This is a genomic window from Streptosporangium sp. NPDC002524 (assembly GCF_040295985.1).
Taxonomy (GTDB): Bacteria; Actinomycetota; Actinomycetes; order Streptosporangiales; family Streptosporangiaceae; genus Streptosporangium.
In genome coordinates this window covers 53133-77466 of sequence record NZ_JBEOWK010000022.1, presented here as the reverse complement: position 1 = coordinate 77466, position 24334 = coordinate 53133, and the positions used below count along the sequence as shown (strand labels likewise).

At 71.7% G+C, this 24334-nt stretch carries 21 protein-coding genes; 18 read left to right on the top strand and 3 right to left on the bottom strand.

Translation table 11 applies throughout. The annotated features are described in order from the left end of the window. Nucleotides 1-103: 103 nt before the first annotated feature. From mihF to metK, 6 genes are all read left to right on the top strand, one after another. On the top strand, nt 104-427 hold the full coding sequence (gene mihF / locus ABT053_RS31870; protein ID WP_030909986.1) for an integration host factor, actinobacterial type: 324 nt from the start codon (nt 104-106) through the stop codon (nt 425-427). Nucleotides 428-621: 194 nt separating this feature from the next. Continuing rightward, nucleotides 622-1194, top strand: coding sequence for a guanylate kinase (gene gmk, locus ABT053_RS31865; RefSeq protein ID WP_350974135.1), 573 nt, complete (start codon nt 622-624; stop codon nt 1192-1194). Between the two features lie 12 nt (nt 1195-1206). Beyond that, nucleotides 1207-1470, top strand: coding sequence for a DNA-directed RNA polymerase subunit omega (gene rpoZ, locus ABT053_RS31860; RefSeq protein ID WP_030909981.1), 264 nt, complete (start codon nt 1207-1209; stop codon nt 1468-1470). 8 nt (nt 1471-1478) lie between these two features. Next, nucleotides 1479-2726: a bifunctional phosphopantothenoylcysteine decarboxylase/phosphopantothenate--cysteine ligase CoaBC gene (gene coaBC, locus ABT053_RS31855; RefSeq protein ID WP_350974028.1), complete on the top strand. Its 1248-nt coding sequence runs from the start codon at nt 1479-1481 to the stop codon at nt 2724-2726. A 391-nt stretch (nt 2727-3117) separates the two neighbouring features. Continuing rightward, complete coding sequence (locus ABT053_RS31850; protein ID WP_350974026.1) at nt 3118-3486, top strand: hypothetical protein; 369 nt, start codon at nt 3118-3120, stop codon at nt 3484-3486. A gap of 258 nt (nt 3487-3744) precedes the next feature. Next, complete coding sequence (gene metK, locus ABT053_RS31845; RefSeq protein WP_350974024.1) at nt 3745-4932, top strand: methionine adenosyltransferase; 1188 nt, start codon at nt 3745-3747, stop codon at nt 4930-4932. Between the two features lie 90 nt (nt 4933-5022). Here metK and ABT053_RS31840 read toward each other — a convergent pair whose 3' ends face one another. Further along, nucleotides 5023-5493 (bottom strand): ATP-binding protein, encoded by a 471-nt coding sequence (locus ABT053_RS31840; protein ID WP_350974021.1) that lies wholly within the window; start codon nt 5491-5493, stop codon nt 5023-5025. 229 nt (nt 5494-5722) lie between these two features. Between ABT053_RS31840 and ABT053_RS31835 the strand changes: the two genes are divergently transcribed. Beyond that, nucleotides 5723-7288: an NsdA family TPR-like regulatory protein gene (locus ABT053_RS31835; RefSeq protein WP_350974019.1), complete on the top strand. Its 1566-nt coding sequence runs from the start codon at nt 5723-5725 to the stop codon at nt 7286-7288. 123 nt (nt 7289-7411) lie between these two features. Continuing rightward, nucleotides 7412-7834, top strand: coding sequence for a hypothetical protein (locus ABT053_RS31830; protein WP_350974017.1), 423 nt, complete (start codon nt 7412-7414; stop codon nt 7832-7834). Nucleotides 7835-7842: 8 nt separating this feature from the next. On the opposite strand, the gene ABT053_RS31825 is transcribed toward ABT053_RS31830, so the two are convergent. After that, the gene (locus ABT053_RS31825; protein WP_350974015.1) at nt 7843-9825 is read right to left on the bottom strand and encodes a hypothetical protein; all 1983 of its coding nucleotides are present in this window, start codon (nt 9823-9825) and stop codon (nt 7843-7845) included. A 509-nt stretch (nt 9826-10334) separates the two neighbouring features. On the opposite strand from ABT053_RS31825, the gene ABT053_RS31820 reads away from it, so the two are divergent. From ABT053_RS31820 to ABT053_RS31780, 9 genes are all read left to right on the top strand, one after another. Then, nucleotides 10335-11792 (top strand): amidohydrolase, encoded by a 1458-nt coding sequence (locus ABT053_RS31820; RefSeq protein WP_350974013.1) that lies wholly within the window; start codon nt 10335-10337, stop codon nt 11790-11792. A 333-nt stretch (nt 11793-12125) separates the two neighbouring features. Then, entirely contained in the window at nt 12126-14369 is a 2244-nt protein-coding gene (locus ABT053_RS31815; RefSeq protein ID WP_502991909.1) for a primosomal protein N', read from the top strand. 49 nt (nt 14370-14418) lie between these two features. Continuing rightward, a complete protein-coding gene (locus ABT053_RS31810) occupies nt 14419-16086 on the top strand; it encodes a hypothetical protein (RefSeq protein ID WP_350974011.1) in 1668 nt (555 codons plus the stop codon). A gap of 40 nt (nt 16087-16126) precedes the next feature. Beyond that, nucleotides 16127-17503, top strand: a complete 1377-nt coding sequence (locus ABT053_RS31805; protein ID WP_350974009.1) for a hypothetical protein — start codon at nt 16127-16129, stop codon at nt 17501-17503. Nucleotides 17504-17694: 191 nt separating this feature from the next. Then, nucleotides 17695-18243, top strand: a complete 549-nt coding sequence (gene def / locus ABT053_RS31800) for a peptide deformylase (protein ID WP_350974007.1) — start codon at nt 17695-17697, stop codon at nt 18241-18243. A gap of 5 nt (nt 18244-18248) precedes the next feature. Further along, nucleotides 18249-19178 (top strand): methionyl-tRNA formyltransferase, encoded by a 930-nt coding sequence (gene fmt / locus ABT053_RS31795; protein WP_350974005.1) that lies wholly within the window; start codon nt 18249-18251, stop codon nt 19176-19178. Between the two features lie 5 nt (nt 19179-19183). Beyond that, nucleotides 19184-20833, top strand: a complete 1650-nt coding sequence (locus ABT053_RS31790; RefSeq protein ID WP_350974003.1) for an RsmB/NOP family class I SAM-dependent RNA methyltransferase — start codon at nt 19184-19186, stop codon at nt 20831-20833. A gap of 135 nt (nt 20834-20968) precedes the next feature. Beyond that, entirely contained in the window at nt 20969-22822 is a 1854-nt protein-coding gene (gene asnB / locus ABT053_RS31785; protein WP_350974001.1) for an asparagine synthase (glutamine-hydrolyzing), read from the top strand. Nucleotides 22823-22942: 120 nt separating this feature from the next. Beyond that, nucleotides 22943-23176: a twin-arginine translocase TatA/TatE family subunit gene (locus ABT053_RS31780; RefSeq protein ID WP_350973999.1), complete on the top strand. Its 234-nt coding sequence runs from the start codon at nt 22943-22945 to the stop codon at nt 23174-23176. 19 nt (nt 23177-23195) lie between these two features. On the opposite strand, the gene ABT053_RS31775 is transcribed toward ABT053_RS31780, so the two are convergent. Continuing rightward, a complete protein-coding gene (locus ABT053_RS31775; RefSeq protein WP_350973997.1) occupies nt 23196-23414 on the bottom strand; it encodes a hypothetical protein in 219 nt (72 codons plus the stop codon). 113 nt (nt 23415-23527) lie between these two features. On the opposite strand from ABT053_RS31775, the gene rpe reads away from it, so the two are divergent. After that, nucleotides 23528-24184, top strand: a complete 657-nt coding sequence (rpe, locus tag ABT053_RS31770) for a ribulose-phosphate 3-epimerase (RefSeq protein WP_350973995.1) — start codon at nt 23528-23530, stop codon at nt 24182-24184. Nucleotides 24185-24334: the final 150 nt, after the last annotated feature.

The following is a 24334-nucleotide window of genomic DNA, read 5'->3' as shown; positions in this document are numbered from 1 at the left end:
TTTCTAGGGGGATAAAGTGGCCTTGACGTTGCTTGAAGCGCCATGACCAGCTAGTTTCCCTTCCCGTCCGAGTACATCGACAGGAAATTCGAGGTGACCCGGCGTGGCTCTTCCTCCCCTTACCCCTGAGCAGCGCGCCGCAGCCCTAGAGAAGGCTGCCAAGGCCCGCCGAGAGCGTGCCGAGGTGAAGAACCGCCTGAAGCACGGTGCGGTCTCTCTGGCTGAGGTGCTCAAAGACGGGCAGGCCGACGACGTCATCGGCAAGATGAAGGTTTCGGCCCTTCTCGAGTCGCTTCCCGGCGTGGGCAAGGTCCGCGCCAAGCAGCTCATGGAGCGGCTTGGAATCGCAGAGTCCCGCCGCGTGCGGGGCCTGGGTACGAACCAGCGAGCTTCGCTCGAGCGTGAGTTCGGCGGGGCCGAGAGCTAGTCTCGGTTCATACGACCACGCTCACCCCGCATGGGGGACGGCATCACGGGGGGTTTGGAGTGACCGGAACGTCGTGGTCCGACGAGAGTCGGACCCCGGAGGCAACCGCCGAGGGCGGGGCCGGTCGCTTCACATCCCCAGCCGGAGGTCCGGAGGGGGCGCGAGCCTTCCCCGGCCCCTCGGCCGGTAAGCGCCTGACGGTCCTGTCCGGGCCGTCGGGCGTCGGCAAGTCCACGGTCGTCGCCGAGCTTCGGCGGGCACACCCGGAGGTGTGGCTGTCGGTCTCGGTGACCACCAGGAAACCCCGCCCGGGGGAGACCCACGGGATCGAATACTTCTTCGCCGACGACGAGGAGTTCGACCGCCTCATCGCCTCGGGCGAGCTGCTGGAGTGGGCCGAGTTCGCCGGTAACCGGTACGGAACCCCGCGCGGCCCCGTGCTCGAGAAGCTCGACGCCGGGGTGCCCACGCTGCTGGAGATCGACCTCCAGGGCGCCAGGCAGGTCCGCGCGACCATGCCCGAGGCGCTGCTGGTCTTCCTCGCCCCCCCGACCTGGGGAGAGCTGGAGAAGCGGCTGCGCGGCCGGGGCACCGAGCCCGAGGACGTCATCGCCCGCCGCCTGGCGGCCGGCCGGATCGAGATGGCGGCCGAGCAGGAGTTCGACCTGACACTCGTCAACACGTCCGTCCAGGGCGTATGCCATCGGCTGATAGCCTTATTGGCTGATGCTCCCGAGGATTCGCGCCTCGGACGTTCACCTAGCTAGGGGAAATCACACGTGGCAACCAGCGCCGCCTACTCCGAAGGCATCACCAACCCGTCGATCGACGCCCTGCTCGACATCGTCGACAGCAAGTACAGTCTCGTGATCTTCGGCTCCAAGCGGGCGCGTCAGATCAACGCCTACTACTCCCAGCTCGGCGAGGGCCTGCTCGAGTACGTCGGCCCGCTCGTCGAGACCCACGCGCAGGAGAAGCCGCTGTCCATCGCGCTGCGCGAGGTCAGCGAGGGCCTGCTCACCTCCGAGCCGATCGAGGGCTGAACCACCCCGTGCGGACCCCACTCGTGCGGACCCCGGAGGAAGCCGGGTCTCCCGGCAGGCCCAGGGTCGTCCTCGGTGTGAGCGCGGGCATCGCCGCCTACAAGGCGTGCGAGCTGCTGCGCCTGTTCACCGAGTCGGGCCACGACGTGCGCGTGGTCCCGACCAGGGAGGCGCTCCGCTTCGTCGGCGAGCCGACCTGGGCCGCGCTGTCGGGCAACCCGGTCACGACCGACGTCTGGGAGTCCGTGCACGAGGTGCCGCACGTCCGCATCGGGCAGGGCGCCGACCTGGTGGTCGTCGCGCCGGCCACCGCCGACGTGCTCGCCAAGGCCGCCCACGGGCTGGCGGGCGACCTGCTGACCAACACCCTGCTCACCGCGCGCTGCCCGGTGGTGTTCGCCCCGGCGATGCACACCGAGATGTGGGAGCACCCCGCGACCCGCGCCAACGTGGCCACGCTCCGCGAGCGCGGCTCGATCGTCGTCGACCCCGCCGTGGGCCGCCTGACCGGCGCCGACACCGGCCCCGGCCGGCTGCCGGACCCGAAGGAGATCTTCGAGGTCTGCCGCCGCGTCATCGCCGGACGCCCCGCCGACCTGGCGGGGCGCCACCTGGTGATCTCCGCCGGGGGCACCCGCGAGGCCATCGACCCGGTCCGCTTCATCGGCAACCGCTCCTCGGGCCTGCAGGGCTACGCGCTGGCCCGCACGGCCGTCGCCCGCGGGGCCGAGGTCACCCTGGTGGCCGCCAACGTCGGCCTGCCCGACCCGGCGGGGGCGAGGGTCGTCCGGGTCGAGTCGGCCCTGGAGCTGCGCGCCGCCGTGCTCGACGCGGTGGAGGGCGCCGACGCCGTGGTCATGGCCGCCGCCGTCGCCGACTTCCGGCCCTCGGCGCGGAGCGGCTCGAAGATCAAGAAGACCGCCGGCGAGCCTGACGCCATCCATCTCCTGAAAAATCCCGACATCCTGGCCGAGCTGGGTGAGCGGCGCCGCGAGGGTCTCAAGCCGTACCCGCGGGTGATCGCGGGATTCGCGGCCGAGACCGACGACGTGCTCGCCAACGGGCGGGCCAAGCTCGCCCGCAAGGGCTGTGACCTGCTCGTCGTCAACCAGGTCGGCGACGGCCTCGCCTTCGGCACGCCCGACAACGCGGCCGTGGTCCTGACCGCGGACGGGGAGCAGGTCGAGATCCCCCGCGGCCCCAAGGAGGCCCTCGCCGACACGGTCTGGGACCTCGTCGCCGCGCGCCTGACCTGACCGCCCGCCGTGGACGCCGTGGACGCGCCCGGCCCGGCCGCCTGTCGTGGACCGTATCGCGGCGGGTCCGGCCGTCTGTCGTAGATCGTGTTCCGGTGGATCTGCCCGCTTGGCGTGGATCGCATCGCGGTGGGTCCTACCGCCCGTCGTAGGTCGTATCGCGGCCGGTCCGGTCGCCTGTCGTGGACCGCATTGCGGCGGGTTACGACGACCTGCCACCGGCCGTTCCCGGTGGATCCCGCCCGCCTGTCGTAGATCATCTTCCGGTGGATCCCGGCCCCTTGCCGTGGACCGTTCCCCGATGGATCCCGGCCTCTTGCCGTCGGGCACCTCCCGGCGGATACTGCCTCCGAGATGACCTGCGTTGTCGCGGCTGGGAGGGGTTCCGATCATGCCGGTCGCCGCCGCCGTCAGGGCCCGATGCCGGGCGCTGCTCCCCCCGGGTGAGGAGATCCACTACGTCCTGCCCGCGCTGTCGGTGGGCACCCCGGTCATGGCGACCTTCCTCATTGTGGTCACCGACCGCACCATCTGCGTGATGTCCACCAAGTTCTTCGACCGTGACGCGCCGACCTCGGTGTACGCCACCCACTCCCGGCGCACCCGGCTCGGCCCGCTGGAGTTCTCCGCGGGCGCGGCCATCGAGCTCGGCGGCATGGTGTTCGAGATCGACGAGGAGTACGCCGCGGTGGTCGCCGCCGCCGACGCCGAGGTCTTCGCCCCGGAGACGCTTCCCCCCGACCCGCTGCCCGATCTGTGAGCCGGACACCGCTCCGGCGGGCTTCCGCTCGTGCCGCGATCGAGTCCCGCTCGCGTCGCGGTCGCGCACCGTTCCAGATCCGGGCCGCGGTGAGCCGGGGCTCTTTCCCGTACACGATCTGAGACTTTAGGGTGACATGATCTGAGACGGTTTCGCGGCTCCACATCAGGTGGGGCTAGAATTCGCCGGAGCGCTACTGGTGTCCGCCGACGCCAGAGCCCCCAGACGCCAGCAGCCGCTGCATGAGGAGCCACTGACTTGTCCCGTCGCCTTTTCACCTCCGAGTCGGTCACAGAGGGCCACCCGGACAAGATCGCCGACCAGATCAGTGACGCGATTCTCGACGCCATGCTCAAGGGTGACCCCAAGAGCCGTGTCGCGGTCGAGACACTGATCACCACCGGTCAGGTCCACGTCGCCGGAGAGGTGACGACGGAGACCTACGTCGACATTCCCGGGCTCATCCGGGAGAAGATCCTCGAAATCGGTTACGACGCCTCGCACAAGGGCTTCGACGGCGCCTCCTGCGGCGTGTCGGTGTCCATCGGGGCGCAGTCGCCCGACATCGCCCAGGGCGTCGACGACGCCTACGAGAACCGCGAGGGCGAGGCTGGCGACGACCTCGACCGCCAGGGCGCCGGCGACCAGGGCCTGATGTTCGGCTACGCCTGCCGCGAGACCCCCGAGCTGATGCCGCTCCCGATCCAGCTGGCGCACCGCCTCGCCGAGCGCCTGTCGCAGGTCCGCAAGGACGGCACGGTCCCCTACCTGCGTCCCGACGGCAAGACCCAGGTCACCGTCGAGTACGACGGCGACACGCCCGTCCGGCTCGACACCGTGGTGGTCTCCACCCAGCACGCGGCCGAGATCGACCTCAAGGAGATGCTCGCTCCCGACATCAAGGAGCACGTGGTCGACCCGGTCCTCGCCGGCCTGGAGATCGCGACCGAGGGCTACCGCCTCCTGGTCAACCCGACCGGCCGCTTCGAGATCGGCGGCCCCATGGGCGACGCCGGCCTGACCGGCCGCAAGATCATCGTCGACACCTACGGCGGCATGTCCCGCCACGGTGGCGGCGCCTTCTCCGGCAAGGACCCGTCCAAGGTCGACCGCTCGGCCGCCTACGCCATGCGCTGGGTCGCCAAGAACATCGTGGCCGCCGGTCTGGCCGACCGCGCCGAGGTCCAGGTCGCCTACGCCATCGGCAAGGCCCACCCGGTCGGCGTGTTCGTCGAGACCTTCGGCACCGAGAAGACCGACGTCGAGAAGATCCAGCAGGCCGTGCTGGAGGTCTTCGACCTGCGCCCGGCCGCGATCATCCGCGACCTCGACCTGCTCCGCCCGATCTACTCGGGCACCTCCGCCTACGGCCACTTCGGCCGCGACGGCTTCTCCTGGGAGTCCACCGACCGCTCCGCCGCCCTGCGCAGCGCCGCCGGTCTCTGACCCGCACCGCCTTTCCCGTACGGCCCTCGTGATCTCTTTCGCGGGGGCCGTACGCGTCCCCGGGTCCGTCCCGCCGGGCGGGATGCCGGATCACGGTCGCGAGGTCGACGGCTTATCGCGTTCGAACCGGGCCCAGACGGCGTGGCCGTGGGACTGGGTGCCCTGGCAGCCGACCCGGGAGGCCAGGGCGGTGACGAGGGAGAGGCCTCGGCCGCTCTCGCCGAGGAGAGTGGGGTGGGCGAGGGCGGGGACGGGTCCCTGACCGGAGTCATAGACCGTCACGCGGGTGACCTCGGGCCTGCGGACGACCTCGACGACGAAGGTGCCGTACGGCCGCCCGCTCGCGGTGTGGCGGACGGCGTTGGCGGCGAGTTCGGCGACGACCTGTTCCGCCTCCTGGCCGAATGGGGAGTCGGCCAGGAGGAATCGTACGAAGCGTCGAGCCTCGGGAACCTGGCAGGGACGGCCGGGGAAGGTCCGCCGCCAGGTCATGCCGCCGGGGCGGAGCCGGACCATCGCGTCGATCAACTCCGGGGCCACGCCGTCGTGGGTAGCGGTCATGTGGTCTCTCCTGGTCGGCGGGAATCGTCAGGAGAACGGTGACCTGGTCTTCCGGGGTCGTGAACCTCCGGGTCGCCGACGGTGGATTACCCCACCCGTACCGCCTCTGACCTGCGTGAACGCCTGCTTCGACGGTTGGAGATCTCCACTTCTCCACTGAACTGTCATTCTCTGTGACCATATGAATACGATCCGTGTGTGTCCGAAGGGGTTCGAAGAGGGAGTGAGCGTGCCCGGAGAGGGATATCGGATTCTGCTGGGATGCAGGCGGCGCAGCGAGGCGTTGCGTGCCTGTTCCCTCACGTTCGACCAGATCGCCGACGTGTTCGCTCTGGACCACGCGGTCAGCCCGCTGCGCCTGTACCGCTACGCCCACGGCCGCACGGCGGGTGACGTGGTGGCCGCCTACAACGACCTCGACCCGGCGGGTACCGCCACCCTGCGTGCCCCGCGCTTCTACGACTACGAGGCGTGGCCGCAGGCCGGGCGGCGTCCCGGCGCCGGGACCGTCGCCGTCTTCGCCCGCATCTACCAGACCACGGCGCGGAGTCTGCTCACCGACGAGGTCTACGCCTCCTACGGCGTACGCGACCGGGACCTGCTCGACCGGGCCGACCATCGTCACCTCGACGCGAACCACTCTCGCCAGGTGTCCGCACCGGCCGTCCCGGGCACCAAGGGAACGAAGGCACTTCCCCCACTCGTTCCCGCGCCCGCCCGCTGTGCCGACCTGCTGCGCGCGGTCGGCGCAGAGGAGGCCGACGTGAAACGCCGCGAGCTGCTCTTCGAACTGGCCCTGCTGCTGGGCGGGACACCGGCCCTGGGGCTGCTGCGCCACCTCACCCCGCCGGAACGGGAACGCCTTGCCACGGCCGCCCGGCATCAGGGCCCGATCGACGCGGCCACCCTCGACGTGCTGGAACGGCTCACCGCCCGCCTGTGGGCCATGGACGAATCAACGGGCCCCCTGCGGGTCCTGCCGGTCGCGGAAGCCAAGCGCGCGATGGTCGACGACCTCCTCAAACGAGGCTCCCTCACCCCGGCCCTGCGCGAGCGCCTGCTCCGCGTGTACTGGAGCCTCAGTCACATGACGGGCTGGTGTCACTACGACCTGATGGACTACACGAATGCCGCCCGTCGCTACGGAGAGGGGCTGGTGGCGGGTCATGAGCTGGGTGATCCCGCTCTCCTCGCCCATCTGCACGGGCTGATGGCCGACATGGCGATTTATCAAGCCAAGCCGACCGTGGCAATGGACCATGCTTTCGCGGCCGAGGGGTGGGCCAAGAACAGCGGAAACGGCCTGCAGCAGGCGGCGACCTTCTCCATCGTCGCCCGGGTGCTCTCAAACACGCGGCGCGACGGGGAAGGGCTTCGGATGCTCGACCGTGCCGTCAGGCTGGCGGATGGAAGCCGGAACGGAGCCGAACTCCGACACCTTTTCTGGCTCGAACCGGATCGCATCGCTCGCCACGCCGTGTTCTGCTTCATCAAGGCCGGGCAGTTCGATCGGGCGATAACCGAGGTGGAGCAAAGGCTCGCGAGGATGAGACCCGGTTTCGTCCTGGGCAAAAGCATGCTTCAGCTCGAATGCGCGACCGCGCTGATCAAAAAGCAGGAGATTCCGGCAGCCACCGTCATGATTGACAAGGCCGCGCAGTTCGTCGTGGGGCACAGTTCCGCCCGTCTGGTCCACTCCGTACGGGAGACTCGTGCTCGGCTTCAGCCGTGGGAGGGCAACAAGCACGTCCGGGATCTGGACGAACGGTTGCGGTCGCTGTCCATCCCTGTTTGACATGTTCCGGCACTCTTCCCGGCAGTCGCTTGATTGTCGGACATCATTGAACCTGGGCAAGGTTGGCCGACGTGAACGGAGAGTTCCGCGATGCATCCTGCTTCCGCTCGTGTCGGATCAGCTGTGATCGCCGTTTTGGGGATGTTGACTCTGGGCGCGTGTTCCTCCGATCCTCCAGGGCCGACGGCGGCTCAGGCAGAGGCGACGTTGAAGACCGACGTCGACTGGCTGATGAAGTTGCTCCCTGCGAAAGACGTCAAAGTGACGGATGAGGGGGGAAGGGACATCCCCTGCGGAGAAGGGAAGGTGAAGAGGACCTACGCCGTTACCGGTGTCAACACTTCTGGAGTGGACGGTTCGGTCAACACGCTCAACATGCTGGCCGGTGGTCTGGGCAGGAGGGGCTACAAGGTTTCTTCCGTTGACTGGAGCGCGCCGAGAGATGAGCTGGTGAAGAAGGAGTCGTACGTCAAAATAGTTGCTACATCTTCCCGTGAAAAAGATTTCACTCTTTCAGGGGAAACGGAATGTCTGAGGATGAGTTGACACTGAATTCATCCGAACGGGACGGGTGTGTTCTGGGTTTTGTCCTTGGCGCCTCCGAAAGAAATGTCGAGCAGCGTCGCCGCTCCTCCGGCGGTGCTCAAGTCGCCGCTCCCGGATCCGTTGCGGATAAGCCAGTCGGCGAGGTTCTTCAGCGCCTTCGGGTCCTTGGCCAGCTTGTCGAAGGGGAGCAGGTTGCCGTCCTTGCCGGTGATGGGAGGTTGGCCGAAGGCCGGATCGTTCGGTGGCACCGGGTAGGAGAACCCGTAGCGCTTCAATTCGTGGAAGATCCAGTATTCACGTCCAAGGGTGGCCAGGCGATTACGCTCCTTGAGAGTGTCCAGGCGGGTCTTGTCGAGGTCCTTGTACGAGTCGACGGTCTCGCTCGCGGACTTGCCGATCAGCAACCAGATCAGCTCGCCGGCCGGTTCGAACGCCATGCTCGCGCCCGAGGCGTCCAGCGTGGCGGCGGCCCACTGCGAGATGCCGAATCCCGCGAAGTCGACTCCCAATCCCATGAGGAGGAAGAGTCGATCCCTCATCTCCTGGTCATACTCATCCATTTTCCCCTGGACCTCGTTCGCCGCGGCGAACTGCATGCCGGAGACGTAACCCAGGCTCGCGAAGGTTCTTCCGAGGTGTTTGATGCCCTCCCCGCGGTCCTTGGCGCCCGCCGCGTCCATGAGATGCCTGGAGAAGCGGCCCATTCCCGCGTCGAACGGTTTCATCCGCTCCACCGAGTCGGCGAAGGTCTTGATGAAACGGTAGGTGTCGCCGGGGCTGAGGCGGAACTTCGGATGCAGGCCGGCGGTGAGCGAGGCGGTTTTCTCGAACGCGCTGTCCTTCGTCCGGTTGGCGTCCCCGGCGTCGGCGCCCTCGATGATCTCGGCGGCGTAGGCGCCCGCGAGCATCGACATGAAGATTCTGGCGCCCTTCGCCACCTCCATCGGCCGCCCCTCCGGGTTGCGGAAGTCCGCTGCGGTTCGAAGGTCGCCCATGGTCGTCATGGTGTTGAAGGCGAATCGCACCGCCTCGGGGCCGGGGGAGCGCCTCTCGAAGACGCCGGATCCGGCGGCGAGCATCCGGCCGAACTCCTTCTCCAGATCGAAGGCGATCGCGTCATGCTCGTTGGGATAGAGCGAGACCTGCTCGTTGAGTCCGGAGAAAAGATCCCTGAGATCTCCGGGAGACAGGTCGTTGAACAGTGTCCTGGCCGTTTCCGGGTTGTTGGCCAGAGCGGACAGGAAGTGGCTCAGGTCGGCGGTCCAGCGTGCCGGGTCTCTGCCCTCGGAGGCCTTCTGGACGCGGGGACGGACCACCTCGGTGAACCACCCCGATGGAAACCTTCCGTGGCCGAGCACCAGGCCCAGGTCGGATCCCTGCGTCTTTCCGAGATTCTCCGGCTCCCAGGCCGGGCCGAGTGTTTTCGGTCGCCGGGCCACCGCCGTGGCAAGAGCCTCCCCCATGGTCTTCCAGTGTTTTTGAGCGGATTCTCCGTGATAGTGATTGAGCTTCCGAAGCGCGGCGGCCGCGCCCTTCGGACCGAGGGCGGCGAAGAATCCCGCGGTGAAGTCGGCGTCCTTCCGCCTGTCGGCGAGCCGGTCGAAGATCCCGTCATGGAAGTTTCCCGACGAGTACGGAGTCGGGTGCCCCGAAGCGATGAGGGTCTTCGCGAGCTTTTCACCCTCGTCGGTGGCGAGGGTGCGCGCCGTGAGGGCCTTCTCGTCGAAGGCCGTGAACCCTCCGCCCCCGGGTCGCGGCGGACTCGTTCCTGTCAGGTCCACGGTCCAGTCCTCCAGGAGGTCGGGCTCCTGGATCAGCTGGTTGCGCCTGCGTAGCCGCGGGATCTCCTGATCCAGCCAGCCCTCGATCTCGCGGATCCGCAGGGCCGCTGACCGGTCGACGTCCACCGAGGAAAGCATCCTGAGGATTTCCGAGATCTCCTCGCCCACGACTTTCCGCGCCTGCTCCAGCGACGCGATGAATCGCTCCATCAACTCCGGATTGATTCCTGAGTATTCATCCGGAGATGACCCGTTTCCCGATGATGCGGGCGGCGTTGGCCTCATGCGGAGAGTCTCCTACCGAAGGCTCGAAGGCGAACCACGACTTCACCATAGGCACCGGGATCGCAGCCGGATAGGAGTCCGATTGTTTTGGGGCGTCGTGAAGGGGCGCTAGATGGTCTGGGTTTCTCCGTCGAGGATTTTCCTGATTTCCGTCCTGACACGGAAAGACGCTCGGGATCGTCCCGGGCGGCGAGTCGCCGGTCGGCGTGGTCCCCGGCGCGCTCGGCGCGCCGGTCCCGCTCCGGCCGCTCGTCCGAGGCGGTCGCGGCGGCACGCGGCCCCGGCCCTGGTCCCGCTCCGGCCGCTCGCCCGGAGCGGTCGCGGTGGCATGCGGCCCCGGCCCCGGCCCCGGCCCCGGTCCCGGTTCCGCCGGGCGTGGGCCTGGGTGCTCCGCTCCCTCGCGCGGGGCCGCCGGGCCGCCTAGGGTCTGCCTCATGTCCTCACCGTCCCCTCGCCTGCTGCTGCGCGACGCGCGGCTGGGTCCCGGCGGCCCGCTCCGCCATGTCCTGATCGTCGGCGGCCGGGTCGCGGAGGTGGCCGAGGAGCCGCCCCCCTGCGACGAGTCGGCCGACGTCGGCGGCGGCACCCTCCTGCCGGGCCTGTGGGACGCGCACGTGCACTCCGCGCAGTGGGCGCAGGCCCGGCGCAGGATCGACCTGACCTCGGCGCGGTCGGCGCGGGAGGCGGTCGATCTCGTCGTCCCGCGGGCGAGTGTGTCCGGGTTCACGGTCGGGTACGGCTTCCGCGACGGCCTGTGGCCGGACGCGCCGCACAAGTCGCTGCTCCAGGCGGCGGCGCCCGGCCGTGCGATCGTCTTGGTCAGCAACGACCTGCACACCGCCTGGTTCAGCCCGGCCGCGCTGGCGGCGGTCGGCAGGGGCGAGCACCCGACGGGGGTGCTGCGCGAGCGCGACTGCTACGACGCGATGGCGGAGATGCCCCCGCCGCCCCTGGACGAGCTGGACCGCTGGGTGGCCGATGCCACCACCGCCGCCGCGGCCAGGGGTGTCGTCGGCGTGCTGGACTTCGAGTTCGCCGACAACGTCACCGACTGGACCAGGCGGGTCCGGTCGGAGCGGATCGACGTCCGGGTCGCCTGCTCGATCCCGGTGAACCGGCTGGAGGAGGCGATCGGCCGCGGGCTGCGCACCGGCGAGCCCGTCGCCGGTGCGGGGGACCTGCTGGAGGTCGGGCCGGTCAAGACGTTCGTGGACGGGTCGCTGAACACCAGGACCGCCTACTGCGAGGACCCGTACCCCGGCGGCGACACGCGCGGGCTGCTGGAGACGGCGCCCGAGGAGCTGTACGGCGTGATGGCCCTCGCCGCCGCGCACGGGATCGACCCGGCGGTGCACGCGATCGGCGACCTGGCGGTGGACATCGCGCTGGACGCGTTCGAGCGGGCCGGCTGCCCGGGGAGGATCGAGCACGCGCAACTGGTCCGCCCGGAGGACTTCGGGAGGTTCGCCCGGCCCGGCCTGGTCGCGGGCGTGCAGCCCGCCCACGCGCCCGACGACCGCGACGTGGCCGACCTGCACTGGCCGGGACGGACCGGCAGGGCCTTCGCCTACGCCGACCTGCTCGCGGCCGGGGCCGTCATCGAGCTGGGCTCCGACGCCCCGGTCGCGCCGCTCGACCCGTGGGACGGGATCGCCTCGGCGGTGGCCAGGACCGACGACGAGCGGCCGCCGTGGCACCCGGAGCAGGCGATCCCGCTGCCGGTCGCGCTCGCGGCGGCGGCGAGGGGACGCGCCGGAGTGCGTCCCGGCGACCCCGCCGACCTGGTGATCACCGAGTACGACCCGGCCGGGCTGGACGGCGACGGCCTGCGCCGCATGCCGATCCTCGGCACCCTGCTCGGCGGCCGCTGGACCCACCGCCGCTCCATCTGATCCGGCTGATCCGGTGATCTCGTCGTCCGGGCCCGCCGCTGCTCCAGCTGTTCCGTCTGATCCGTTTGATCGGCTGCCGAGGGCGATCTCGTCTGGATCTACCTTCGCCCCATCCGATCCGGTGGGCTCATCGCCGTTCCATCCGCTCCGTCCCACCGGCTCCCGGCGGCGACCTCGGCGTCGCCGCGAACGCGGCCTTGGAACTCCGCCTGATCCATCCGGTCCGTCCCCGGCGGCGGTCCCGCCCGGCCCGCCTTCGTCTTCCCGGGCCGGGAGCGGCTCACCTTCCCGGCCGTCGTCTGGGTGGGTGCCCGGGTCTGGTAGGACAGGTGGGTGACCCACGCCAGCCCCTCGCCGGACGACGACGCCCTGCTGCCGCTCGACGCCGTCCGTGAGCGACCCGCGCCCGGCGGTCCGGCACGGGCGCGGGGCGCGGCCGTCAGGAGCGCCAGGACCACCAAAAGCGCCAAGAGCGCCGGGGCCGGCAGGGTCGTCGGGGCGGCGGGGATGGCCAGGGCTGCCGGGGTGGCCGAGCCGGTCAAGGGGGTGCCGGAGCCGGCCGCCGAGCTGCCGGTCGCCCGGGTCGTCGTCGACACACCACTGCCGCACCTCGACCGGTTGTTCGACTATCTCGTCCCCGCGCCCCTGGACGCGGCAGCCGTGCCGGGGACCCGGGTCCGCGTCCGGTTCGCGGGCAAGCTCGTCGACGGCTTCCTGCTGGAACGGGCCGAGGACACCGAGCACGAGGGCAAACTGACCCGCCTGGAGCGGGTCGTCTCCGCCGAGCCCGTGCTCACCCCGGAGATCGTCGCGCTGGCCCGCGCCGTGGCCGACCACTACGCCGGGACCCTGGCCGACGTCCTGCGCCTCGCCGTCCCGCCCCGCCACGCCAGGGTCGAGGCCGAGGCCCCCGCCCCGGTCCCCGCCGCCCAGGAGCAGGCCCAGAGGCAGGCCCAGGAGCAGGCTCAGGGACCGGCTCAAGAACAGGCTCAGGGGCCGGCGGGGGGTGACGCGGGACCGTGGACGGACTATCCGGAAGGGGAGGCTTTCCTCGCCGCCCTCGCGAAGGGAGGCTCCCCCCGCGCGGTGTGGACCGCCCTGCCGGGAACCGGGGAGAGCGGGCCGGGGTGGCCGGAGGCGGTCGCGGTTGCCGTACGGGAGACCCTGCGCGGGGGCAGGGGCGCCCTCGTGGTGCTTCCCGACGGGAAGGACGTGGCCCTGCTCGACGCGGCCCTGAGCGCCGTCCTGGAGCCCGGCGCGCACGTGGCGCTCACGGCCGACCTCGGGCCCGCCGAGCGCTACCGGCGGTGGCTGCGGGTGGCCAGGGGACAGGTGCGGGTCGCGGCCGGGACCAGGGGCGCGGCGTTCGCCCCGGTCAGGGACCTCGGGCTCGCGGTCGTCTGGGACGACGGCGACGACCTGCACTCCGAGCGGCTCGCCCCCTACCCGCACGCCAGGGAGGTCCTCGCCCTGCGCGCCCACCAGGCGCGGGCGGGCCTGCTCATCGGGGGGTACGCCCGCACGGCCGAGGCCACCCAGCTCATCGCGGTGGGCTGGGCCGGGCCCATCGCCGCGGCCCGCGGGACGGTCAGGACCAGGGCGCCGAGGGTCCGCCCGGCGGGGGAGGACGCGGAGCTGGCCAGGGACGAGGCCGCGAGGGCCGCCCGGCTGCCCAGCCTCGCCTGGCGGACCCTGCGCGCCGGGCTGGAGAGCGGCCCCGTGCTGGTGCAGGTCCCCCGGCGGGGCTACCTGCCCGCGCTGGCCTGCCAGGGCTGCCGGGCACCCGCCCGCTGCGGGCACTGCGGGGGCCCGTTCGCGCTGCGCGCCGGCCACGTGGCCCCGTACTGCCGCTGGTGCGGCCGGATCGCGGGGGAGTGGCGCTGCCCGTCCTGCGGCGGCGCACGGGTGCGGGCCCTGGTGATCGGCGCCCGGCGCACCGCCGAGGAGCTGGGGCGGGCCTTCCCCTCGGTGCCGGTCAGGACGTCGGGCAGGGACGGGGTGCTCGCCACGGTCGGCGCGGGGCGTGCCCTGGTGGTGGCCACCCCGGGGGCCGAGCCGGTGCCCGAGGGGGGGTACGCCGCCGCGGTGCTGCTGGACGGCTGGGCGCTGCTCGGCCGGCCCGACCTGCGCGCCGCCGAGGAGACGCTGCGCCGGTGGATGAACGCGGCGGCCCTGCTGCGGCCCTCGGCCGAGCTGGTCGTGCTGGCCGACTCCTCGCTGGCCGCCGTGCAGGCTCTGCTGCGCTGGGATCCGGTCACCCATGCCGAGAGGGAACTAGCTGACAGGACAGAACTCGGTTTCCCCCCGGCGGTGAAAATGGCGACGCTCACCGGATCTCCGGCGGCGGTGCGGGAAATGCTCGGGGAGATGACCCTGCCCCCCGAGGCGCAGGTGCTCGGTCCCGTCCCGGTGGCCGCTCCCAAGGGGGATCAAGTGCGGGAACGCGCCATGGTGCGGATCGCGCGGGGCTCCGGATCGGCGCTGGCCGCGGTGCTGAAAGGGGCCGCCGGAGTACGCTCCGCGCGCAAGGCTCCGGAGGTGGTCAAGGTATGCATTGACCCCCTAGATGTGATTTGAGTAGTTTCCCCGATTCGCGGTGCTGGCAGTAAGCCGTTAATTTTCCCCTGTGTCGATCGAATGGGTGAATCGGGCCGTAGACGACCTGCGCGCGTGGGGGCGTGCGCACGGCCTCGACGTTGACGTGGACGAGGTGCGGCTGCTCTGCGACTACGCGAGCGACTACCTGGACGTGAACGAGCTGGGCGACTTCACCCCCGTCGCCTTCGAGGAACTGCTGCTCAACATCTATCCGCGCAAGGTCATCGCCCCCCCGGAGAGTGCCCCCGAGACCGTCGCCGCCGCCCGTACCCTGGTCGACTTCCTGCTCGCCACCGAGGAGATCGGCGGCAAGATGGCGGTCCGGATGAGGAGCGTCCTCGACCGCATTGAGCCCGAGATGCCCATCGCCCTCGCCGACACCTCCCGGTTCGGCATGGCCAAGAGCCTCTTCAGCGCGATGGGCGCCGACTCGCTGGAGCGGGCCCCCGAGAGCACTGAGAGCGGTTTCCTCTCCGTCTCGGCGGTGCAGGAGGAGCCCGCCGTCGACCACTGCGACTGCCCCGGCTGCTCGCCGCTGCCCGCCGTGCGCCTGGCGCCCCGCGAGGCGCTCGCCACGAACGCCCTGCGGGTACCGCTGCTCACCGACGCGCGCAGGCTGGTCCAGTGGATGCTCGCCGGGGGCCGCACCCCGACCGTGAAGGGCCGGCTCAGGGTCCGCGACGCCGCCGAGGCGACCGCCCAGCTCTCGGTGGCCGACCCCGGCCTGCTGTGGGAGCTCGCGGTGCACACCGGCCTGGTCACGGTCGAGGGCACCGCCATCTTCGACGGCGAGGACTTCGACCCGCTCGACATCTGGGCCGCGACGGTCGAGTTCGTCGTCGAGAAGGAGACCGGCGGCGCCGTGACGGGCGACGTCTCCCTCGACGAGGAGCTCTACGGCCTGTGCGACATGCTCTACCGCCTCCAGGCGCCCGTGCCGATCTCCCTCGTCAGGGAGTACCTGGTGGAGATCGGCCTCGTCGAGGAGGGCGAGATCGACATCCCCGAGGCCGTCAGGCGGCTCGCCTACTGCGGGATGGCCGAGCCGGGCGACGAGCTGCTGGAGCTCACCCCGCTCGCCCTGTGGGGACTGCACGAGCTCTACACCGACCTGGGCATGGAGGCGCCCGAGGCGCCCGACCTGACCACCGCCGACGCGCCCGAGCTCATCGAGGGGCTGCTCTCCGGCATGCCCGCCGAGATGGCCGAGGCCGACATCGGGGGCTGGCTGGAGAACAGGACCCCGGCGCAGGCGGTCACCGAGCTGCTCGGCTCCGTCTCCGGCGCGCCATCGGTCGCGAGGGGCGTCGCGGTGACGATCGTCGACCGCCTCGGCCCCGACGCCGAGGAGGCGGTGCGCGCCTTCCTGGAGGAGCCGGAGCTGCGCCCGCACGCCATCCACTGGCTGAGCACGCGAGGGCTCGCGGCCCCCGCGCTCACCCAGGAGGAGGTGCTCTGGATGAGCGTGGACATGCTCGCCCTGGCCATGCCCGCCGCCGAGGAGGATCCGGAGACGTTCGCCGAGAACATGTCCGCCTCCGGCCCCCCGTCACACGTGATCGAGGAGATGTGGCGGGTCGACCATCCCGAGGTCGTCGACGTCCTTGAGCTGCTCGGACGCTCCCTGAGAGATCACGGAGCGGCCAAGGCGGCCCGCAAGGCGGCTTTCAAGGCACGTTCCCGCGCCATCGGCTGAGCCGTGTATGCGTGAGGCGCGAGTGCAGTAAGTTTCACGGGTGGCAAAGAGCGGGAACAGTGGGAACGTCTTCGACATCGGCGAACTGCGCAGGCTGGTCGACGAGCTGGGAACGGCACCACGCGAGCTGCGGGCGGCCGTCCTGGAGGAGTCCGTCACCGCCACGGGCCGCGGCTGCCCCCCGCGCGGCGACGCGCTGAGCTTCCCCCCTGTCGACCTCGCCGCCGACGCGGAGCTGGCCGCGTACGTGCCGCACGTGCCGCTGGTGATCGACGCCCAGCGCCTGGCCGCCTGGACCGGCGCCCGCCAGGTGACCCCCGAGGGCCTGCTGCCCGACCCGTTCGCGCCGTGCGCCGAGCTCGGCCTGCCGGGTCCCGGCCGCCTGCACCTGCTCTGGGTGGTCGCCGTCAACACCGGCATGCTCCGCATCTCCCGGGGCCAGGTGACGCCCGGCCCGCTCGTGCTCTCCCCGGACCTGCCGCCCCGCGCGCTGCTGGGGTTCTGGGACGGCGTGGTCATGGACGTCCTCGACCGTGCCGACGACGACCTGACCGGCTCCCCGGTGATCGACGACCACCTGGCCGAGATGCTCGCCACGCTGTACGCCGTGCGCGAGGGGCTGACCACCGCGACCCTGGTGAAGGGCATCCTGCAGTCGCACCAGGTGGCCTGCGGGGCCCGCCAGGCGGAGATGCGGGTGCTGGCCCGCGAGCTCCCGGCCCGGCTGGAGTCGGCCCTGTCGCTCCTGGGCTACTGCGGGCTCGTCGAGACCTCGCGGGCGGGCCGGCCCCGGCTCACCCCGCTCGGCATGTGGGCCGTCCGCCAGGACCTGATGCGGGAGGGCCACGACGCGCCGACGGGCGCCGAGGTCGCCGTCTTCACCGACCTCGGCGCGGCCGAGCTGGTCGAGGCGATCATGGAGGGCTCCGCCGCGCCCAGCGCCGTCACCGTGTGGCTGGAGTCCCGCCACCCCGAGGCCGCCGCCCGCGAGCTGGTCAAGGTCGCCGCCTCGGGCACGGCCAGCCGCCGGGGCGCCGCGGGCACGATCCTGGAGGAGCTCGGCCCCGAGGCCGAGGCCCCGCTCAGGGAGGCGCTCTCCGAGCCCGCCATGTGGCGCTACGCCGCCTCCTGGCTGCACATCCGCGACCTGCCCGCGCCCGCCCTCACGCCCGCCGACAACACCTGGCTCGCGGTCGACTCGCTCGCCTCGCTCCTGGAGCGCGGCGACGCCTCCGAGGCGATCTGCGAGTTCGACGCGCTGGAGCCCGGCGAGGACCTCGTCCGCGTGATCGAGGAGATGTCCCTGGTGGACCACCCCGACACCTTCGCCGTCCTGGACCTGCTGGGTTCCCGCCACGGCGACGCGGCGGTGGCCAAGTCCGCCCGCAAGGCCGCGATGAAGGCCCGCTCCCGCTGACCTTCTACCGCTCCCGCTGACCCGCTCCCGCTGACCTGCCACCGCTCCCGCTGACCCGCTCCCGCTGACCCGCGCTCGCTGATCCGCGCCCGGTCCGGGAGAAGGTCCCGTGCCGGTCCGGGAGAAGGCCCGGGGGAGGCGGCCGCCGCCCTTAGACTGGGGCAATCCCCTGGAGCGTGAGGAGATCCCTGTTGGCCATTCAGCCGATCCGCCTTTTCGGCGACCCGGTGCTGCGCACTCCGGCCGAGCCGGTCAAGGACTTCGACAAGGAGCTGCGCAAGCTCGTCAAAGACCTCACCGACACGATGATGGACGCGCCGGGAGCCGGTCTGGCGGCGCCGCAGATCGGAGTCGGGCTGCGGGTCTTCACCTATTACGTGGACGACCGGCTCGGGCACCTGATCAACCCCAACCTCGACCTGTCCGACGACAAGGACGAGGAGGGGGAGGAGGGCTGCCTGTCGTTCCCCGGCCTGTCCTTCCCCACGCCCCGGTCGATCCGGGCCGTGGCGACCGGTTTCGACATGCACGGCGAGCCGGTGACCCTGGAGGGCACCGACCTGATGGCCCGCTGCTTCCAGCACGAGACCGACCACCTGGACGGCGTGCTGTTCATCGACCGGATGGACCTCAAGCAGCGCAAACTCGCCATGAAGGCGATCCGCGAGGCCGACTGGAACGGGCTGTCGGCCCCCGCGTTCAAGATCTCCCCGCACGCCACCCAAGGGAAGGCTCTGTAGGAACCTTGCGCCTGGTCTTCGCCGGAACCCCGGACACCGCCCTGCCCTCGCTTCGGGCCCTGATCGACTCGCCTCGCCACGAGGTCGTCGCCGTCGTCACGCGCCCGGACGCCCAGTCGGGCCGGGGCCGCAAGGTCCACCCGAGCCCCGTCGCCGAGCTCGCCGAGGAGGCGGGCATCGAGGTGCTCAGGCCGCCCAAGGCGGGCGACCCGGCCTTCCTCGACCGGCTCGGGGAGCTCGCCCCCGACTGCTGCCCGGTGGTCGCCTACGGCGCGCTCCTGCCGCAGGCCACCCTGGACATCCCCCGGTACGGCTGGGTCAACCTGCACTTCTCGCTGCTGCCGGCCTGGCGCGGCGCGGCACCGGTGCAGCACGCCGTGCTCCACGGCGACGCGATCACCGGCGCGGCCACCTTCCAGATCGTCAAGGAGCTGGACGCGGGCCCGGTCTACGGCGTGGTCACCGAGGAGATCCGCCCCGCCGACACCAGCGGGGAGCTGCTCGCCCGGCTCGCCGAGTCCGGTGCCGGGCTGCTCGCCGCCACCCTCGACGGGATCGAGGACGGCAAGCTGGAGGCCGTTCCGCAGCCCGCGGAGGGGGTGAGCCTCGCCCCGAAGATCGGCGTCGACGACGCCAGGGTCGACTGGGCCGCGCCCGCCATGCGGGTCGACCGCCTGATCCGCGCCTGCACCCCGGCCCCGGGGGCGTGGAGCGAGTTCCGCGGCCAGCGCGTCAAGCTCGGTCCGGTGCGACCGGCTCCCGACGCCTCCGGCCTGGCCCCCGGCCAGATCGCGGCGTCCAAGAACTCCGTCCTGGTGGGCACCGCCACCTACCCAGTCGAGCTGGGCGAGGTGCAGCCGCAGGGCAAGCGCCTGATGGGCGCGGGGGAGTGGGCCCGCGGCGTGCGGCCCACCGACGAGGATCGGCTGGCCTGAAGATCATGAGCAGTGGTAACGGCCGTAACGTCCCGCGCGGCGGAAGCCGCGGCTCGGCGAACCGCCCGCGCGGCGCCGGGGGCGGGGGCAGGGGCGGACGCCCGCCCAAGCCGGTCCGCGACGAGGCGCGCAACGCCGCGTACGACCTGATGCGCGCCGTCGACGAGCGCGACGCCTACGCCAACCTGCTGATGCCCGCGCTGCTGCGCGAGCGCCGCCTGTCGGGGCGCGACGCGGGGCTGGCCACCGAGCTGGCCTACGGCACCCTGCGCGGCCTCGGCACCTACGACGAGATCATCGCGGCCTGCAGCGACCGGGCGCCGGAGGACGTCGACCCGCCGCTGCTCGACGCCGTCCGCCTGGGCGTGCACCAGCTGCTCAAGACGCGGGTCCCCCCGCACGCCGCCGTCGGCACCACGGTCGACCTGGTGCGGCTGCGGGTGGGCATCGGCGCCTCCAAGTACGCCAACGCCGTGCTGCGCAAGGTCTCCACCCGCTCGCTGGAGCAGTGGATCCCGATCGTGGCGCCCGACCCGGCCGCCGACCCGGTGGGGCACCTGGCGGTGGCGCACAGCCACCCCAGGTGGATCGTCGACGCCCTGCGCGACGCCGTGGGCGGAGACTTCGACGAGACGGCCGCCCTGCTCGCGGCCGACAACGAGCGTCCCAAGGTGACCCTGGTCGCCCGTCCCGGCCGCTCGTCGGTGAAGGAGCTCCTCGACGCGGGCGCCGAACCCGCCAGATACTCCCCGTACGCGGCCTACCTGTCCGAGGGCGACCCCGGGGCGGTCCTCGCCGTGGCCGAGTCGCGCGCGGCCGTCCAGGACGAGGCCAGCCAGCTCGTCGCGCTGGCCCTGACGCGGGTCCCGGTGGAGGGCTCCGACTCCCGCTGGCTCGACCTGTGCGCGGGTCCCGGGGGCAAGGCGGGCCTGCTCGACGCCATCGCGACCCGCGGCGACGAGGCGGCCCTGGGCGGCCCCGGTCCCGGCTCCGGTGCCGGTGCCGGTGCCGGTGCCGGTGCCGGTGAGCCCGTATCGGCCGCGGCGCCCGCCTCGGCCGCGGGCACGGTGTCAGGCGCGGGTCCGGTCGTGGGTACGGCTTCGGGCGCGGTCCCGATCTCGGGCGTGGGTTCCGGGTCGGGCGCCGGGCCGGTGGCCTTTCCCGGCGGGGCGCGGCTGCTCGCCGCCGAGCTGCAGTACCACCGGGCGCGGCTGGTGTGGCAGACGACCCGGCAGGCCGCGGTGATCACCGCGGACGGCACCGCGCCCGCCTGGCGGCCGGGGTCCTTCGACCGGGTCATGCTCGACGCCCCCTGCACCGGCCTGGGCGCGCTGCGCCGCCGCCCCGAGGCCCGCTGGCGCCGCGACCCCCGGAGCCTCCCCGAGCTGGGCAGGCTCCAGCGCGCCCTGCTCGACTCGGCGATCGACGCGGTCCGGCCCGGCGGCGTCGTCGCGTACGTGACCTGCTCGCCGCACCTGGCCGAGACCGTCACCGTGGTCGGCGACCTCCTGCGCCGCCGCGACGACGTCGAGGCGCTGGACGCCCGCGACTACCTCCCCGAGGTGGAGGGGCTGGGCGAGGGGCCGTACGCGCGGTTCTGGCCGCACCGGCACGGCACCGACGCCATGTTCCTGGCCCTGCTGCGCCGCCGCTGAACGAGGCGGCCGGGGGGCGCCAGGGGGCGCCAGAGGGCATCGTCGCAGCTCAGGACGTACGACCTGGGCATATATGGGCGCCGCGCGCTGTTCGACTGGATATAACTGCTTCCGACGGGACACGGGGGTGTCCAGATGTGCGGAATCTGTGGATGGGTGGACTTCGAGCGCGATCTCCGGGAGTCACGGGCCACCGCGCAGGCCATGACCGACACCATGGCCTGCCGGGGACCCGACGACGAGGGGCTGTGGATCGCCCCGCACGCCGCGATGGGGCACCGGCGTCTGGCCATCATCGACATCGAGGGCGGGCGCCAGCCGATGATCGCCGACGAGGACGGGCAACCGCTCGCCGTCCTCACCTACAGCGGCGAGATCTACAACTTCGTCGAGCTGCGCGCGGACCTGGCCGCTCGCGGTCATCGCTTCCTCACCCAGAGTGACACCGAGGTCCTGCTGCGGGCCTACGTCGAATGGGGCGAGGGTCTCGCCGAACGGCTGAACGGCATGTTCGCCTTCGGGATCTGGGACACCCGCCGCGAGGAGTTGCTGCTCGTCCGGGACCGGATGGGCATCAAGCCGCTGTACTACTACCCGCTGCCGAACGGCGTGCTGTTCGGCTCCGAGCCCAAGGCGATCCTCGCCAACCCCGTCATCGCGACGCCCACGGTCGACGCGGACGGCCTGCGCGAGCTGATCGCCTTCGTCAAGACCCCGGAACGCGCCGTCTACCAGGGCATGTACGAGGTCCGCCCCGGCCACACCGTCCGGGTGACCCGCGACTTCCTGTGCCGCCGTCCCTACTGGCGGCTGGAGTCCCACGAGCATCCCGACGATCTCGCCACCACCGTCGGGACGGTGAGGGAGCTGCTGGACGACATCGTCACCCGCCAGCTCATCTCCGACGTGCCGCTGTGCACCCTGCTCTCCGGCGGCCTCGACTCCAGCACCGTCACGGCGCTCGCCGCGCTCGGCCTGGAGGACCAGGGGGCCGGGAAGGTCCGGTCGTTCTCCGTCGACTTCACCGGGTACAGCGAGAACTTCAAGCCCGACGAGATGCGCGACACTCCCGACACGCCGTACGTGCACGACGTCGTACGGCACATCGGCGCCGACCACACCGACATCGTCCTGGACTCCTCCGACCTCATGGACCCCGCGGTGCGCGCCGCGGTCCTGAGGGCGCGTGACCTGCCGATCGGCATCGGGGACATGGACACCTCCCTCTACCTGCTGTTCCGCGCCATCCGGGGCCGTTCCACGGTGGCGCTGTCCGGCGAGTCGGCCGACGAGGTCTTCGGCGGCTACCGGTGGTTCTTCGACCCCGAGGCGGTCGCCGCCGACACCTTCCCGTGGCTGGTGTCTCCCGGGTTCGGGCGGTTCGCCGGGGTGGGGGCCCTCCTCGACGAGGACCTGACCCACAAGCTGGACATTCCCGGCTACCGCGCGGACAGCTACCGGCAGGCGATCGACGAGGTGCCCCGGCTGCCCGGCGAGGAGGGCCTGGAGCGGCGCATGCGGGAGATCTCGTACCTGCACCTCACCCGGTTCGTGCAGATCCTGCTGGACCGCAAGGACCGGATGAGCATGGCCGTCGGGCTGGAGGTCCGGGTGCCGTTCTGCGACCACCGGCTGGTGGAGTACGTCTTCAACGCCCCCTGGGCGATGAAGACCTTCGACGGGCAGGAGAAGAGCCTGCTGCGCGCCGCCGCCGCGGACGTCCTGCCGCCCTCGGTCGTCGGGCGCCGCAAGAGCCCCTACCCCTCGACGCAGGACCCCTCCTACGAGGAGGCCGTCCGCGCGGAGGCCTCCCGGCTGATCGCCGACGGGAACATGGCCGCCGCGTCGCTGATCGACCCGGCGAAGGTACGGGGCCTGATCGACCGGCCCGAGTCGGCCGGTGGGCCTTCGGGCACCCGGGCGTCGCTGGAGGGGCTGCTGCAGTTCAACGCCTGGCTGGAGAGGTACCGCGTCCGGGTCGACATCTGACCCGCGCGGCCCGCGCCGCCGTGCCTCTGGCCCGCCTCGGTTCCGGGCTTCCGGGTCCCGGGGTCTGGGCCCGGGGGCCGGGGTTTGGCAGGGGAGACCCCGTCGAAAGGAGAGCGTCCCATGGCCGACCTGGGACTGTCCGAGCTGCTCATCATCGTGGCGGTGTTCGTCCTGCTGTTCGGCTCCGCGAGGCTGCCCGGCGTGGACAGATCGGTGGGCCGCTCCCTGCGGGTCTTCAAGGCCGAGGTGAACAGGCCGGACGACCCCCCATCGCCCCCGGGAGAGACCCGCGGGAGCGACGGGAGCGACGGACGGGACGAGCCGCCGCCCGTTCCGCCCGCCTCCCCACGATGATTCGAGGCGACCCCGGCCGTCAGCGCGGCCGGGGGATGTAGAGAAGTCTCATCCCGTCCCGGCCGGCGGAGCCGTCCCTGGCCAGGTCGGTGAGGATCCGGCCGTGGAGGTCCATCACGCTCGCCGCGTGCCCCTCGCCGTGGCGGCGCCACACCAGCAGACGGTCCTCGTCGTACCAGCGGATCGGATACCGCAGGCTCGTCTCGATCCGGACGAGCGGGGTCCGGGCTTGGCCCACAGGGACGACGGACGGCGGCCGGGCTTCGGTCCCGCAGGGGCGACGGACGGTGGCCGGGCTTCGCCCTACGGGGCGGACGGGTGGCGGGCCCTCGCCGCTAGAATCGGCCAATCATGGCCGTACAGATCTCGCCCAGCATCCTGTCCGCCGACTTCGCCCGCCTCGCCGAGGCGGCCGCGGCGGTGCCCAACGCCGACTGGCTGCACGTGGACGTCATGGACAACCACTTCGTGCCCAACCTGACCCTCGGGCTGCCGGTCGTCGAGTCCCTGCTCAAGGCGACCTCGACGCCACTCGACTGCCACCTCATGATCGAAGACCCGGATCGCTGGGCCCCCTCGTACGCCGAGGCCGGGGCCGGGAGCGTCACCGTCCACGTGGAGGCGGCCAAGGCCCCGGTCCGCACGCTGCGCCAGATCCGTCAGGCAGGCGCCCGCGCGGGCCTGGCACTGAACCCCGCCACCCCCGTCGAGCCGTACGAGGACCTGCTCGGCGAGCTCGACATGCTGCTGCTGATGACCGTCGACCCCGGGTTCGGCGGGCAGAGGTTCCTCGACATGGTGCTGCCCAAGATCCGCAGGACCCGCGAGCTCGTCGACCGGCACGGCGGCCAGGTGTGGCTCCAGGTGGACGGCGGCGTCTCCGACGCGACGATCGAGCGCTGCGCGGAGGCGGGCGCCGACGTCTTCGTGGCGGGCAACGCCGTCTACGGCGCCGAGGACCCGGCCCGCGCGGTCGACGCCCTGCGCGCCCTGGCCACCGGGCGCTGACCGGCCGACCGAAAAACCCGAAAAAACCGGAAAAACCCGAAGAACCGGCTGACCCGAAGAAACTGGACAACCGGAGAACCGGCCGGCCGGTGGGGGGCGGTTCTCCGGGCGGGACCAGCCGTCCGGCCGTGAGAGCGGCCGACCGACGAA

Excerpts from the sequence above, each read along its gene's own strand:
- ABT053_RS31850 (WP_350974026.1), top strand. The coding sequence starts at position 3,118 with ATGCCGGTCGCCGCCGCCGTCAGGGCCCGATGCCGGGCGCTGCTCCCC.
- ABT053_RS31820 (WP_350974013.1), top strand. The coding sequence starts at position 10,335 with ATGTCCTCACCGTCCCCTCGCCTGCTGCTGCGCGACGCGCGGCTGGGT.
- ABT053_RS31790 (WP_350974003.1), top strand. The coding sequence starts at position 19,184 with ATGAGCAGTGGTAACGGCCGTAACGTCCCGCGCGGCGGAAGCCGCGGC.
- ABT053_RS31825 (WP_350974015.1), bottom strand. The coding sequence starts at position 9,825 with ATGGAGCGATTCATCGCGTCGCTGGAGCAGGCGCGGAAAGTCGTGGGC.
- ABT053_RS31840 (WP_350974021.1), bottom strand. The coding sequence starts at position 5,493 with ATGACCGCTACCCACGACGGCGTGGCCCCGGAGTTGATCGACGCGATG.
- ABT053_RS31780 (WP_350973999.1), top strand. The coding sequence starts at position 22,943 with ATGGCCGACCTGGGACTGTCCGAGCTGCTCATCATCGTGGCGGTGTTC.
- rpe (WP_350973995.1), top strand. The coding sequence starts at position 23,528 with ATGGCCGTACAGATCTCGCCCAGCATCCTGTCCGCCGACTTCGCCCGC.
- asnB (WP_350974001.1), top strand. The coding sequence starts at position 20,969 with ATGTGCGGAATCTGTGGATGGGTGGACTTCGAGCGCGATCTCCGGGAG.